General features: G+C 53.4%; 11 protein-coding genes. 3 read left to right on the top strand and 8 right to left on the bottom strand.

Annotation, left to right across the window (positions count from 1 at the left end):
- Positions 1 to 400 precede the first annotated feature (400 nt).
- From lysS to Q4G72_RS13850, 6 genes are all read right to left on the bottom strand, one after another.
- Positions 401 to 1,960, bottom strand: coding sequence for a lysine--tRNA ligase (gene lysS, locus Q4G72_RS13875; RefSeq protein WP_303312029.1), 1,560 nt, complete (start codon positions 1,958 to 1,960; stop codon positions 401 to 403).
- 208 nt (positions 1,961 to 2,168) lie between these two features.
- The gene (locus Q4G72_RS13870; RefSeq protein ID WP_303312028.1) at positions 2,169 to 3,209 is read right to left on the bottom strand and encodes a hypothetical protein; all 1,041 of its coding nucleotides are present in this window, start codon (positions 3,207 to 3,209) and stop codon (positions 2,169 to 2,171) included.
- Positions 3,210 to 3,439: 230 nt separating this feature from the next.
- Positions 3,440 to 5,554, bottom strand: coding sequence for a carboxy terminal-processing peptidase (locus tag Q4G72_RS13865; RefSeq protein ID WP_303312027.1), 2,115 nt, complete (start codon positions 5,552 to 5,554; stop codon positions 3,440 to 3,442).
- Positions 5,555 to 5,804: 250 nt separating this feature from the next.
- Complete coding sequence (locus tag Q4G72_RS17950) at positions 5,805 to 6,611, bottom strand: hypothetical protein (protein ID WP_502213683.1); 807 nt, start codon at positions 6,609 to 6,611, stop codon at positions 5,805 to 5,807.
- 173 nt (positions 6,612 to 6,784) lie between these two features.
- Entirely contained in the window at positions 6,785 to 7,153 is a 369-nt protein-coding gene (locus Q4G72_RS13855; RefSeq protein ID WP_303312026.1) for a hypothetical protein, read from the bottom strand.
- Positions 7,154 to 7,265: 112 nt separating this feature from the next.
- Positions 7,266 to 8,459, bottom strand: a complete 1,194-nt coding sequence (locus Q4G72_RS13850) for a proline dehydrogenase family protein (RefSeq protein WP_303312025.1) — start codon at positions 8,457 to 8,459, stop codon at positions 7,266 to 7,268.
- A gap of 166 nt (positions 8,460 to 8,625) precedes the next feature.
- Between Q4G72_RS13850 and Q4G72_RS13845 the strand changes: the two genes are divergently transcribed.
- The 3 genes from Q4G72_RS13845 (at position 8,626) to Q4G72_RS13835 (ending at position 12,077) form a co-directional block, all read left to right on the top strand.
- Positions 8,626 to 9,723, top strand: coding sequence for a chorismate mutase (locus Q4G72_RS13845; RefSeq protein WP_303312024.1), 1,098 nt, complete (start codon positions 8,626 to 8,628; stop codon positions 9,721 to 9,723).
- Between the two features lie 69 nt (positions 9,724 to 9,792).
- Positions 9,793 to 10,836, top strand: coding sequence for a 3-dehydroquinate synthase (aroB, locus tag Q4G72_RS13840; protein WP_303312023.1), 1,044 nt, complete (start codon positions 9,793 to 9,795; stop codon positions 10,834 to 10,836).
- Positions 10,833 to 12,077, top strand: coding sequence for a 3-phosphoshikimate 1-carboxyvinyltransferase (locus tag Q4G72_RS13835; protein ID WP_303312022.1), 1,245 nt, complete (start codon positions 10,833 to 10,835; stop codon positions 12,075 to 12,077). Before aroB ends, Q4G72_RS13835 begins: the two co-directional genes overlap by 4 nt.
- Positions 12,078 to 12,100: 23 nt before the next feature.
- Here the strand turns inward: Q4G72_RS13835 and Q4G72_RS13830 are convergent, their stop codons facing one another.
- Complete coding sequence (locus Q4G72_RS13830) at positions 12,101 to 12,907, bottom strand: helical backbone metal receptor (RefSeq protein ID WP_303312021.1); 807 nt, start codon at positions 12,905 to 12,907, stop codon at positions 12,101 to 12,103.
- Positions 12,908 to 13,031: 124 nt separating this feature from the next.
- Positions 13,032 to 14,102 (bottom strand): M42 family metallopeptidase, encoded by a 1,071-nt coding sequence (locus Q4G72_RS13825; RefSeq protein WP_303312020.1) that lies wholly within the window; start codon positions 14,100 to 14,102, stop codon positions 13,032 to 13,034.
- Positions 14,103 to 14,139: the final 37 nt, after the last annotated feature.

Raw genomic sequence — 14,139 nt, 5'->3', positions numbered from 1 at the left:
TCTGACCAGTTCACCGCAAGTTTCTTCGCCTCGACCCAATTGGAAGGGTAAGCTCTTTGTTAAGGAAAGCCTCTCACGCATTTTATGTGAGAGGCTTTTCGATTTTAAGAGGGGGCGCATTTGACAAGAAAAAAATGTGGCTACTGCAACCCTTTTATCAGGGCCTCGTTAAAGAGAACATAACCGACTTATTTGAGGTACGGAGTTCGTTTACGAAAAGTAAAATTGCCGGCAGTGGAGCTTCTGTTAGGATCTGGTTTAACAGCCTCTCAGTAAAATCGTACTTGCCCATCGCACATTTCTTTTGGTAAAGCTCTGGTTATCATAGTAAGTTGCTTATAAAAGAAAAGCCTCCTGCGATTTACGCAGGAGGCTTTTCGGTTTTCAAGCCCTAAAGCATTTATGCTTTGGCTTCCGGTTTAGGCGCGTTTTCTGACTTAGTGTATTCCGGCTTCATCTGCGGGAAGAACAGCACATCCTGAATAGAGTTGGAGTTGGTCATGATCATGCTCAGGCGGTCAATGCCAATACCCAGGCCGGCCGTCGGCGGCATGCCGTACTCCAGAGCCCGCAGGAAGTCTTCATCCAGCACCATGGCCTCCGTGTCGCCGCGCTTGCCCAGCTCCAGCTGCTCCTCAAAGCGGGCGCGCTGGTCAATGGGGTCGTTCAGCTCAGAGAAGGCATTGCAGATTTCCTTGCCATTGCAGATTGCCTCGAAACGCTCCACCAAGCCCGGCTTGCTACGGTGCTTCTTGGCCAGCGGCGACATTTCCACCGGATAGTCGGTAATGAACGTGGGCTGAATCAGCTTCGGCTCCACATGCTCCCCAAAGATTTCGTCAATGATTTTAGCTTTGCCCATGCTGGGCTCCAGCGGCACATGCAGCTGCTTGGCTGCCGCGCGCAACGCCTCCTCATCCATTTCCGAAATATCCACACCGGTAAAGTGCTGGATGGATTCGGCCATGGTGTAGCGCTTCCAGGGGCGCTGGAAGTTGATGAGGTTCTCGCCTACCTGCACTTCGGTTTTGCCGTGCAGCGCCATGGCTACGCGCTCTACCATTTCTTCCACCAGATCCATCATCCAGTAGTAGTCTTTGTAGGCTACGTACAACTCCATCTGGGTGAACTCCGGGTTGTGGAACCGGCTCATGCCCTCGTTGCGGAAGTCCTTGGAGAATTCGTACACCCCATCAAAGCCACCCACAATCAGGCGCTTCAGGTACAGCTCGTTGGCAATGCGCAGATACAACGTCATGTCCAGCGTGTTGTGGTGCGTCTTGAAGGGGCGAGCAGCGGCACCACCGTACAAGGGCTGCAGAATGGGGGTTTCCACCTCCAGGTAACCTTTGTCGTTGAGGTAGTTGCGCATGGCTTGCACCAGTTGCGTCCGCTTGATGAAGGTCTCGCGCACTTTCGGGTTCACCACCAGGTCCACGTACCGCTGGCGGTAGCGCTGCTCGGAGTCGGTGAAGGCATCGTAGGTTACTTTGTTGCCTTGCTCATCTACGGCTTCCTTCACCACTGGCAGGGGGCGCAGGCTCTTGCTCAGCAGGGTAAGGCCCGTTACGTGGATGGAGGTTTCGCCCACCTGCGTTTTAAACACATGGCCTTTCACCCCTACAAAGTCGCCCAGATCAATGAGCTTCTTGAAAACGATATTGTATAGGTCCTTGTTTTCGCCGGGGCAGATTTCGTCGCGGTTCACATACAGCTGTATGCGACCGGTGGTGTCCATCAGTTCGGCAAAAGAGGCTTTACCCATCACGCGTACCGACATCACGCGGCCGGCCAGGCTTACATCCTGAAAGTTGTTGAGCTCGGGATGGTAGTTGTCGTGGATTTCCTGAGCATAGAAATTCACATCGAACAACTCCGAAGGATAAGGCTCAATACCGAGCTTGTGGAGTTCGTCCAGCTTATGGCGGCGCAGTTGCTCCTGTTCGCTGAGGTGCTGCATGGGGGAGGAGGCTTAAACATAAGGCCCACACGGGCCCCGAAAAATCAAGCTGCAAAAATAAGCCGCATATTCCGAATCCCGGCTGTCGAAACAGAATTAGCCGCTGCTGCTTCGACCTGCCAGCCCGTAACGGCCATAAAAACAAAAAACGTCGCCCCAAAGGAGCGACGCTTACGATATATGGAGTAGTGTTTAAAAGAGGCGAAGCTTAGGCAGCCATTTCCATATGAGTGGTTGGGCTGATGCCCGTAATGGCTGGTACCACCTGCTTGCGTAAGCGCTCCTGCACAAAGCTGTGCTGCAAGTGCTTCGGCAGCTCGGCTACCAACTGCTCATAACGCTCCAGGCCCATGGCTTTGGCTACGTAGCTCTCATGAATACCATTGAGGTAGCTCACAATATTAAGCAGCGACTGATGGAACAGCTTAAAGTCAATGTCAGCCTCCACGAATCGCTCAATCTCCCGGCTGGTCTGCGAAATGCGCAGGCGGCCCAGCAGGTCGAAGATAGTAGTGTAGCCCAGGCGCCAGGTAATCTGCTGCCAGTGCGAAGCCGTCCATTTATCCAGCACCTTGCCTGTTTTCTGACTACGAATAGCCGTGTTGGGGTTAGCCTGCACCTGTAGGCGGGTAGCCTGGGCTTTGATCTTGCGAGTAGTGCGTAGGAATTGCCCAATCTGAGCCTGAGCCTCTATTTCCTTGCCCGCAATGTGCAGCCCTGGCTTATAGCCTGCCAGTGGCAGCCGATGAATACTGAAGTCGCCATAAGCGCCTGCTGCATAGAAGGAAACCGGGCGTGGATATGCATTCCGCACAACCAGACGGCCCACTTCCCGCCGAATCAGGGACGGATTGTTGCTACGCACCCCCGCCGTATACAGGAAAGCCTGCAGGCCGGAAAGAATGGCATGATACGCCTGCGGGAACGTCCAGTGCAGGGCATTGCGCAGGTAATCTTCATCACCTAGCTCAGCCGTGGCACGCAGGGCATATTCCGTGCTCCAGGAAGCATGCAGCAGTTTCGTAACGGCCAGAATATCTTCTTCCGTCAGTTCCGCCTGATGCGCCCGGAAATAGGGCAGGTGCTGTACGCCACCAGCAGTATCGTCATACTCCTGAATATGATAGTTAATGGCAAAAAAGTAGTTAAGGAAAACCTGGGCTGGAATGGATTTGCGCCACGTTTCCTCCGCTTGTTTCTGCTCGTCCGTAACGAGCGGAATGATGTTGTTTTCCAGTGTCGTTGTCATGATTAGTAAACAGCATGATTCTAAAATGAGTTGCATATTTGCTAAAAAAAATAGCTTATTATTTCAGCCCTTTAATATGCTTTAAAGAGGGTTTATTGACTGTTTTAAGCCGTGAAATACATGCGCTTTTTTGGAGTCGATTTGCTAAGCATATTGTCATGTAAAATGTGGGCATAAAAAAGCCTCCTGTCTTACTTAGACAGGAGGCTTTGCTTAGTATTCCACCGGGCTTAGATCTGGTCTTTGATAACCGCCACGGCTTCCGTCAGGTCAATGTCCTTTTTCAGGTTCTTAGTGAAGCGCGAAGCACGATTCACCTTCACGGTGTCGCCACCCAAGGCCTGCACATCAGCTGCCAGCGGCGCAATGGCCAGAGTAGGGGCCGCCTTTTTAATCTCTTCGTAGCGGTTTGACTCTACTTTGGCCTTCTCCTGCTCGGTGCGGAAAGCAGCCAGCTTCAGAGATACAACCGTTTCATCTTTCCGCTTGCGCATGCGCTGTACCATTTCGTTTACCATTTTAAACGATGGGTTGGTAGCCACACGTGCCTGGCTTTTCACTTTTACTTTGTCCAGAGGTAAGGTAGGCGAATTCCAGGTACGGTAACGGGCCGCACCAATTTCGTCCCACTTCAGCGCATAATCAGCTTCTTTCTCACCCTGGTCCAGGTAGCTGTAGGCATCGGGCAGTACAATATCCGGCACCACGCCTTTAAACTGGGTAGAGCCGCCATTGATACGGTAAAACTTCTGAGTAGTCAGCTTAAGGGAGCCAAAAGGCTTCAGGCTGCTGAAATCACCCAGTACATCATCCAAATCAAAGATGCGCTGCACAGTGCCTTTGCCATAAGTACTGGCCGAACCCATAATAATGCCCCGCTTGTAGTCCTGAATGGCAGCAGCCAGAATCTCAGAAGCTGAAGCGCTGTACTTATTCACCATAATAACCAGCGGACCGGAGTATTGTACGCGCGGGTCACGGTCGTTTAGTACCGTAGCGGCACCCTGGCCACCTTTTACCTGCACTACCGGGCCACTATCGATGAAGAGGCCCGCCATTTCTACAGCATCCTGCAGGGAGCCGCCGCCATTGTAGCGCAAATCAAGCACTACGCCTTCTACATGCTCCTTTTGCAGCTTCTCCAACTCTTTACGCACGTCAGCAGCGCTGCTACGGCCGCCGTTGTCATTAAAGTCGGCGTAGAACGTAGGCAAGCGCAGGTAACCGATTTTCTTGCCGTTTTCGTTGATGGTAGCCGACTGCGCGAAGGTTTCTTCAATTACTACCACGTCCCGGATAATCGGAATGACTTTGATAGCGCCATCCGGCTTCTTCACTGTGAGGCGAACCTCGGTGCCTTTTTTACCCCGAATCAGGGCAATAGCCTTATCCAAGCGCCAGCCTTCAACTGATACAGGCTCCTCTGTTGCCTGAGCTACGCGCAGAATAATATCACCAGCCTTTAATTCGCCCTGGCGGTAAGAAGCACTGCCGGGGATGATTTCGGATACTTTAATCTGCCCTTCTTTCTCGCCCAGTGAAGCACCAATGCCTTCAAAGCGGCCAGTCATAGCAATATCGAACGATTCTTTGTCGCGGGGGGCAAAGTATTCGGTATGCGGGTCGTAGGTATTGGCAATAGTGTTAGCATACAGAGCTAACCGGTCATTGGCATCGTTCTGCAGCAGGTCGCTGAACTTGTCGTCGTAGTTCTTCAGTACCCGTTTGCGGGCTTCTGCTTCCATTTCAGCCGGCGTACGGTTGGGCTCCGCAGAAGCTACCTTGGGGTCCTTTTTGGCCTGAGCGTCCATCATTTCCGAAATACGAACCATGGTTTCGTATTTCAGGAATTTGCGCCATTGCTCGCGCTGAGCTGCCTTATCAGCCGCAAAAGTCGATTTGTCAGAATCAGTTTCTACTGATTCTTCGGTTGTAAAGTCAAAAGGTTTGGAGAGAATATCCCGGTAGAGGGCCTGTGTATCCTTTACCCGCTGATCCATAATCTGGGTAGTCAGGTCCAGGAATTCATGGCTGCCTACGCGCACCTGGTCATCAATTGATGCCTGGAACTTGCGCAGTTGTGCCACATCAGACTGCAACAGAAACATCTTATTGTAGTCCACGCGCTTCAGGTACAGATCGAAGACGCGCTTGGAAAAGGCGTCATCAATCTTCTCCGGCTGGTAATGAGCTGCACTCAGGCCCTGCAGCATGGCCTTTATCAATACCTCATCCTTCTGTGGCGCCCGACTGGTGGTACGGTGATACAGTTTGTAAGATGCCAGCACGAAAACGGCTGACACCAAAAAGGCATACAAGCCTACTTTTAAACGCAGAGATGACATGAAACCGATGCTAAAATGGTCGTAAACAAATATACGCAAAAGCGTATGCAAAAGCCGGTCCTAACTCTACGAGCCTGCCGGGGTGTCTGGTTGGGCTATAACGTGCAGCGGCGTAAAATAAGTGCCCCCGTACTTTACCATAGGTGCCAGCAACGGGCAGAAGGTTGCACCTTTTTCAAGAAGTTCCAAAAAGAAAAAGTCCCTCTCCAAAACCGGAGAGGGACTTTTTAATAACTAAGGCCAAAAGGGCTTAGCTATAGATACGGTCACCGTTGTGACGACGGAACTCCGACTCGAAATACTTAGCATCTTCTTCGCTGCGGGGCTTCACGCCCATCACGATACCGCCATTCTTAATGTCGGATTCGTACTCAGCAGCACGATCCTCAGGAATACCTGAGCCTACCAGCGCACCTACCAGGCCGCCTGTCAGGCCACCTGCACCAGCACCTGCCAGCGCGGCAGCAACTGGACCAGCAATTACCAGACCCAAGCCTGGCAGAGCTATTGAAGTACCAATGGCAGCAATAGCACCAATGACAGCACCAGCAGTACCACCAATGGCCGAACCTACACCAGCACCTTCCATGGCCTTATCACCCAGGTCGGTATCAGCCGTGTGGTCACCAAAGTGACGCTTACGCGTTTCGTCCGACATGAGCAGGTTTACATCATCTTTAGAATAACCGCGCGACGACAGCGAGCTATAAGCACGCTCAGCGCTGTCACGGTCACGGAAAGTAGAAGTCAGCATGCGGGGACCAGACGTATTCTGGTATGGCTGGCCGGTTACGGCATGTGCTGCTTCGTCAGCAGCATTTTGTACGGCATCAACGCCGCGGCCTACTACAGCACCGGCAGTACCTGCTGCGGCAGCGCCTTTGGCTGTTGCACTGTAATCATCACCTGAAGCACCGGAACCAGTGCTGGAATTACCCATATTGCCGCTCGAAGTAGAGCCAGTTGAGCCATAACCGGAGCCGGCAGAGCCGCTACCATAGTTTGCGCCCGAGCCAGTGCCAGTATTCGAGGGATTGTTTGATTCGTTGGTATTCATTGGATGTGGGAGTTAAGAGTACAAGAAAACATAGAGTGCCAGTTGAAAAAACCGGCGAATCTCACTGTGGGATTCTGGTAGCTTAACGGCCCACCTTCCTGGGAGGTTACAGATTAGAAGGGAAAATGCCTAAATTCTATTAGAATGTGAATAGTTGAATTATGCTATATTAATCAAGCAAACTGCTTGTAATTCACGTCGTTCTGCCAAAAGTCGCGACATTCCTGGCGGAGTCTAGGAAGAAACTCCTCGTCCTGCTTCAGGGTGCGCCATTCGCCTAAGCCCAGCCGTTCGCAGAGCTTAAAGAACTGGTCGCCCTGGCCCTTGGAGCCTTTTACTTTAATAAGGGAGCTTAAAATTGGGCGGCCCGCCCGATACTCATGCTCAGAAATTTCCGCCAATATTTCGTTCAGGCGGGATTTTTCGTGCGAAATATCCAGGTTCAGGCCCAACTCAGCTTCCTGCACTAAGTTGATATAGCTAGTGGTGCCTATCTGGGTGCGGGAAAAACGAATTAAATGGTTGCGTACTCGGCCGTTCATGGAGGGAAGCAGGTGGTAAGGACTGCGGAAATTACAAAAAAACCGCTGCCCGGCATAAGTGCCAGGGCAGCGGCAAATTGCTAATAAATGGCTGATAAATAGCCATACAATCTTAACGGGCTGATTTCCGACGATTCAACTCTTTTTGAATCAGCAAAAACTCGCGGCTGCTTTGGCCAGAAATGGCCGTGTTTTCATCAGCGCGGCGCAGTAAATAGGGCATGACAGCCTCCACAGGGCCATATGGCACGTACTTGGCTGTGTTATAGCCGGCATGAGCCAGGTTATAGCTGAGGTTGTCGCTCATGCCATACAACTGGGCAAACCAGATGCGGGGGTCGCCGGGCTGCAGGTTGTGCTGCTGCATGAGCTGGGTAAGCAGAAGAGAACTGTCCTCATTGTGAGTGCCGGCGCAAATGCTGATGCGGTCAGCATGCTCCACGCAGAAGCGTAAGGCCTGGTTATACAGCTCGTCGGTGGCGGCTTTGCTGGAGTTGATGGGGTTAGGGTTGCCGCGCTGAGCAGCTACCCGGGTTTCTTTCTCCATATAAGCACCCCGCACTAATTTGCCACCCAGGAAATAATTGCCTTGCTCTGCTGCCGTGCAGGCCTGCTGAATGGCTTCCAGTCGGTCATGACGGTAGAGTTGGTAGGTATTCCATACAATAGCCGACTCTTTGTTGTACTTGGCCATCATCTCATAAGAGAGCTGGTCAATGGTTTCCTGAAACCAGCTTTCCTCGGCATCAATAAACACCCGAACGCCATAGCGGTGCGCCTGGGCACAAATAGCATCAATGCGGGCGTGGGCTCTGTCGTAGCTGGCTTGCTCGGTTGGGGTGAGCGGCTTTTTATCCTGTATTTTTTCCAGCAGGGCAGCATCGGCCACGCCGGTTACTTTAAATACCGAAAATGGAATGTGGCGCGAGCGGTGGGCCATATCAATGGTGCCCAAAATTTCGTTCCGGGTGTGGTCAAAGCTTTTCTCGCTGCCTTCACCTTCCACGGAGTAGTCGAGGATGGTGCCAATATTGTAGCGACCTAATTCCTCAATCACAGGCAAACACTCCTCAATCGTCTCACCACCGCAGAACTGCTCAAAAATGCTGTGCTTAATCAGAAACTTGGTTCCGGGAATGTGCCATTTCAAGGCTGTTTTCATCATTCCACCGCCTAATTTCACCAGGCCATTGTTGTTCATGGCCGCAAACAGGGCGTACATTTTCCGCAACTCGGCATTCGATTTAGAAACGAAGGCAATGGCGGTATCTTCAAAAGAAACGGGAAGAGCTTGGGTGGGGGGCATGCAGGTGGTAGTTTTGAGCGGTGCCTACTGATAGCACATTCGCGCCACGAAGATAGCCGGTAAACATCGTTTTGGCTGTGTTAGTTAGTATAGCATCTGGTACTATTTCCCGACAGATGCCTGGGCCAACAAAACAGACCCGGCTGCCCGTATTCAATTGCCCTCCATGGAAGTGACACCCCTCACCGATACATTTTTTACCCGCCGGCTGGCGGCCAAAGGTCAACCCTTACTCATTGCCGGCCCCTGCAGCGCCGAAACCGAAGAGCAGGTAATGACCACGGCACGCGGCCTGCAGGCGCTGGGCAATATTGATTTGTTCCGTGCTGGTATCTGGAAGCCCCGCACCCGGCCGGGCTCTTTTGAAGGCATGGGCAAGGCCGCCCTGCCGTGGCTGCAGCGCGTACAGCAGGAAATAGGCATTCCCGTAGCCATAGAAGTAGCCACGCCCCACCACGTAGAGCAGGCCCTGGCCCATGGTATGGATGTGCTCTGGATTGGGGCCCGTACCACAGTAAACCCCTTTGCCGTGCAGGAGCTGGCCGATGCCCTGGCCGGTACGGGTGTACCGGTAATGGTGAAAAACCCCGTGAACCCCGATGTGGCCCTATGGGCCGGGGCGCTGGAGCGGCTGGAGCGAGCCGGTATTACAGATCTGGCTGCCATTCACCGCGGCTTCAGCACATTTGCGCCCTCACGCTACCGCAATGCCCCTACCTGGGCATTGCCTATTGAGCTGAAAACCCGCTTTTCGCACATTCCGCTTATCTGCGACCCCAGCCACATTGGGGGCCGCCGCGACCTGCTGCTGCCTATTGCTCAAAAAGCTCTCGACCTGGATTATGATGGGCTGATGATTGAAACTCATCCTGATCCTGACCACGCCCTTTCCGATGCGGAGCAGCAGGTAACACCCCAGCGCCTGGGCGAAATCCTGGCCGAGCTGAAGTACCGTTACCGCTCTTCTGACAATGCTGAATACCTCAATAAGGCGGAGGAACTGCGCCATAAGATGGACGTAGCTGACCGGGAAATCATTGAGGCCCTGGCCCGGCGCATGTCCTTGGTAGAGGAGTTGGCTGCCTATAAAAAGGAAAACAACGTGAAGATTCTGCAGCTGGACCGTTGGCAGGAAATTTTTGCCTCGCGCTCTGAATGGGCCGGCCGGGTAGGTGTAAATGAGAAGTTTGTGGAGGAGCTCTACAAGCTCATTCACATTGAAAGCATCCGTAAGCAAACCCAGATTTTGAACCGGCCGGAGTAATCTGCTTTGCGTACGTGGAGCTAGCCTACCGCTATTTTTATCCCTGGATTTCCTGCAACTCCTGCCATTGTGACTCAAAACGCCCCCATTATTGGTCCCGAAGCTTTACCTGCGTTGGCGGAGCTGCTGCGGCGGCCGGCCATCAGCCAGGTTTTTGTGCTGACGGATGCCAACACCAGCCGCCTGTGCTATAATCAGTTGCTGCCCTATCTGCCCGAAGGCCATCAACTGCTGGAAATTCCGGCAGGGGAGGAGTACAAAACGCTGGCTTCCTGCGAGACAGTGTGGAGCGCGCTAACCGAGCAGCGCGCCGACCGTTTTGCGGTGTTGGTTAATCTGGGCGGCGGTGTTATTACCGATCTGGGCGGCTTTTGCGCTGCCATCTATAAGCGCGGTATTCTCTTTGTACAGGTGCCTACTACGCTGCTGGCGCAGGTAGACGCTAGTGTCGGCGGCAAAACCGGTATCGATTATTTGGGCTACAAGAACCAACTGGGCGTGTTCCAGGAGCCCACTGGCGTATTCATCAACCCCCAATTCCTGACTACGCTGGACCCCCGGCAATTAAAATCGGGCTACGCGGAAATGGTGAAGCATTGGCTGATTGCCGATGCCCCGGCATTTGATGCCTACCGCCGGGAGGGAATCTTTGTAGAAGACTGGACGCCACTCATTCAGCATTCCGTGGCCATTAAGCGGCAGATTGTAGCGCAGGACCCGCTGGAAACCGGGCTGCGCAAGGTGCTCAACTTTGGCCACACCGTAGGCCACGCGCTGGAAAGCTACCTGCTCACGCAACCCGGCCGCGAAATCCTGCACGGAGAAGCCATTGCGGCCGGTATGATCTGTGAAAGCTGGCTGTCCGTGCAGAAAGGCTTACTCAGCGCGGAAGAATTGGATAAGATTGAAACCTTCCTGTTCACAGTATTCGAGAAGATACATTTTGTGACCCTGGAAACCGACGCCATTGCTGACTATGCCCGGCAGGATAAGAAAAATGCCGGCTCTACCATCAACTGCACACTGCTCCAGGGCATAGGTCAGGCCCTGTACAACCAGCCGGTAACCCTGCTGGAACTAGCCGATTCGCTTCGTTATTACCATCATCTGTGAGTTCAACTTCCCTCTCCTTGCGCTGGACAGGCAGCCCCCTCAGTGGCACGGCTCAATTACCGGCCTCCAAAAGCGAAAGCAACCGGGTTCTGGTTCTGCAGGCCCTGGCTGGCGGCGGAAACCTGGCAAATCTGTCAGATGCTAACGATACGCAGCTGATGCAGCGCCTGCTGGCAGTACCCGATGCAGCCGTAGTGGACGCGGAAGATGCCGGCACTGTCATGCGTTTTCTCATCGCTTATCTGGCCGTGACCAACCGTCATGCGCTACTCACGGGTACGGCCCGCATGTGCCAGCGACCCATTGGCGTTTTGGTAGATGCGTTGCGTCAGTTAGGAGCCCGCATCAGCTATGCCGAGCAGGAAGGCTACCCGCCCCTGAATTTGCAGGGGTGGAGCCCAGGGCCAACCGAAGAAATGCCCGAACTCATGGTGCGCGGCGACATCAGCAGCCAGTACATCTCAGCGCTGCTGATGATTGCGCCCATGCTACCAGCTGGCCTGCGTATCCGGCTTACCGGCACCGTGGGCTCGCGGCCTTATATTCGGATGACCCAGGCGCTGATGCAGCATTTTGGCGCCAGTGCCCGCGACCTGGGCAGCGTGCTGGAAGTGCGCCCACAACCCTATCAGCCCGCCGATTATACCGTGGAAAGTGACTGGTCGGCCGCCAGCTATTGGTACGCTATGGTGGCTTTGGGCCCGGCTGGCTCCGAAATTACGCTGCCCGGGCTACGTCTCCATTCCCTGCAGGGCGACCAGGCCATCGTAGCCATTATGGAGCAGTTGGGGGTGGCCACGGAATACGTGGCTGATGGAGTGCGCCTGACGCAAGTCCCGGCCAGTCAGGCCGTGGCGCAAGACTTCACGCATTGCCCTGATCTGGCTCAAACGGTGGCAGTAGTGGCCGCCGCCCTGGAAATTCCGCTGGACATGACTGGCCTGGAAAGTTTGCGCATCAAGGAAACGGACCGTATTGCTGCCCTGCAAACGGAACTGGCCAAGTTTGGGGCTGCACTCGCTGACTTAGGCCAGGGGCGCTTCCGGGTTACTGCCACTAACTTCCATGTGCAGAATCAGACCATAGAAACCTACCACGACCACCGCATGGCTATGGCCTTTGCGCCGCTGGCTCTGCGGGGCGCACTCACCATTGCTGCGCCACAGGTTGTGCGCAAATCTTACCCGCAGTTCTGGAAAGAGCTGGAAAAGGCCGGGTTCGAAATATACCCTGAGCTGTAACGTGCAGCTGCACCGCCCCCGCGCTACGTGTGCAGCTGCCGAAAATAGGCGGCTGACTGTAGAAGCCGGCTGCCGTACCAGCTGAACAACTCCCCATCCACGATGCGTATCTTTGCCGTAGGGCAAATAGCCTGAAATTCGGCCAGGTGCTTGTGACTGAAAGGATAGGGCTCTGAGGAAAGCAGAATCTGCTGTGGGCGGGCTGCGGCCAGCTGTTCCGCACTGATTTCTGGGTAACGGGAGAGAGAATGAAATACATTGCGGAAGCCGGCTAAACGCAGCATTTCATCAATAAATGTTCCGCTGGCAGCCACCATATAAGGCTTGCGCCAGATGAAGTAAGCCGCCGGAACCTGCTCATTAGAAAGCGGATTCAGGCCGTGAAAAGACCCATCAATGGCCTTTGCTAAGGCTTCAGCCGGCTCTTTTCTGCCTGTGATGAAACCCACGCGCCGTATCATATCCAGGGCTTCCGCCAGGGTAATGATGTCGCTCATCCAGACAGGGTATTGGGTTGCCAGGTGCGCAATGCCTTCCTGGTAGTTTTCCTCTTTGTTACCGATAATCAGATCGGGCTGGAGCGCAGCAATTCTGTCAAAATGGAAATCTTTAGTGCCTCCTATAATGGTGGCCTGCTGCCGGGCCTGGGCCGGATGCAGGCAGAATTTAGTAACGCCCACTACCTGCTCGCCTAAACCCAGTTCAAACAACAGCTCCGTTTGCGAAGGAACCAGGGATATGATGCGCCGGGGCGGAAACGACACGGTCACTCGCCGCTTCATTTGGTCGGTTACGGTGAGTGGCAGATGGGGAAGGGCAGGAAGCTCCATATGGTTAAAGGTGTCATCCTGAGCAATGCAAAGGACCTTCTCCCATCAAAACGAGTCGTTGTTACACGAGTCGCTAAGCTGGAAGAAGGCCCTTCACGTTGCTCAGAATGACAAAGGGGACTGGCTATTTAAAATATCGAAAGTCGTGGCCGTTTTCAATGCGCAGCAGCGACTCATAGATGAGCTTGGTGACGTTTTCTACGTCGTCTTTGTGCACTGTTTCCACCGTGGTGTGCATGTACTTCAGCGGCAGGGAAATTAAGGCTGAAGCTACCCCGGCGCTAGAATAGGCAAATGCGTCGGTGTCGGTGCCGGTGGCGCGGGTAGCGGCAGCGCGCTGGAAGGGAATTTCAGCCTTTTGAGCAGTTTCAATGATCAGGTCGCGCAGGTTATTCTGCACCGCCGGACCATAGGTAATAACCGGACCTTTGCCACAGAACAGGTCACCAGATGTCTTTTTTTCGTACATCGGCGACTGGGTGTCATGCGTCACATCCGTAATAATGGCAACATCGGGCTGAATGCGGTGGGCAATCATTTCAGCCCCGCGCAGTCCAATTTCCTCCTGCACAGCATTCACAATATACAGGCCGTAAGGCAGCTTTTTCTTATTCTCTTTCAGCATGCGGGCTACTTCGGCAATCATGAAGCCACCAATGCGGTTGTCCAATGCCCGGCCTACATAAAACTTCTCGTTCAGCACCATGAACTCGTCCTCGAAGGTGACAACGGAGCCCACATGAATGCCCATTTCCTCTACTTCCTCCTTGCTGGAAGCACCGCAGTCCAGGTATACGGTTTCAATAGTAGGGGCCTTGTCCTGCTCTACTTTGCGCACATGAATAGCTGGCCAACCAAAAACCGCCTTTACAATGCCTTTTGCCGTGTGAATGTTCACGCGCTTGCTGGGAGCTACCAAAGGGTCGGAGCCGCCATTGCGGCGTAGGTACAGGTAGCCTTCCTTGGTTATATAGTTAACGAAGTAGCTGATTTCGTCCGCGTGGGCCTCAATAACAACTTTGTACTTGGCTTCGGGATTAATAACACCTACCACCGTGCCATAAGTATCGACAAAGTATTCATCGATATACGGTTTAATGTACTCCAGCCACAGTTTCTGGCCTTCTTTTTCAAAGCCGGTGGGAGAAGCGTTGTTCAGGTATTTCTGAAGAAAATCGAAGCTTTCCTGTCGCATAAAAAACTACAAGCGAAAATTAAGAAGTAAGTGTCTT

This window comes from Hymenobacter sp. BT730 (assembly GCF_030542105.1).
Taxonomy (GTDB): Bacteria; Bacteroidota; Bacteroidia; order Cytophagales; family Hymenobacteraceae; genus Hymenobacter.
Note: the sequence above shows the minus strand (reverse complement) of the source record. Positions and strands in the feature narration are given on the sequence as shown.

What these genes read in the sequence shown, in the direction of transcription:
- lysS (WP_303312029.1), bottom strand. Translation starts at nt 1,960, where the DNA reads ATGCAGCACCTCAGCGAACAGGAGCAACTGCGCCGCCATAAGCTGGAC.
- Q4G72_RS13870 (WP_303312028.1), bottom strand. Translation starts at nt 3,209, where the DNA reads ATGACAACGACACTGGAAAACAACATCATTCCGCTCGTTACGGACGAG.
- Q4G72_RS13865 (WP_303312027.1), bottom strand. Translation starts at nt 5,554, where the DNA reads ATGTCATCTCTGCGTTTAAAAGTAGGCTTGTATGCCTTTTTGGTGTCA.
- Q4G72_RS17950 (WP_502213683.1), bottom strand. Translation starts at nt 6,611, where the DNA reads ATGAATACCAACGAATCAAACAATCCCTCGAATACTGGCACTGGCTCG.
- Q4G72_RS13855 (WP_303312026.1), bottom strand. Translation starts at nt 7,153, where the DNA reads ATGAACGGCCGAGTACGCAACCATTTAATTCGTTTTTCCCGCACCCAG.
- Q4G72_RS13850 (WP_303312025.1), bottom strand. Translation starts at nt 8,459, where the DNA reads ATGCCCCCCACCCAAGCTCTTCCCGTTTCTTTTGAAGATACCGCCATT.
- Q4G72_RS13845 (WP_303312024.1), top strand. Translation starts at nt 8,626, where the DNA reads ATGGAAGTGACACCCCTCACCGATACATTTTTTACCCGCCGGCTGGCG.
- Q4G72_RS13830 (WP_303312021.1), bottom strand. Translation starts at nt 12,907, where the DNA reads ATGGAGCTTCCTGCCCTTCCCCATCTGCCACTCACCGTAACCGACCAA.
- Q4G72_RS13825 (WP_303312020.1), bottom strand. Translation starts at nt 14,102, where the DNA reads ATGCGACAGGAAAGCTTCGATTTTCTTCAGAAATACCTGAACAACGCT.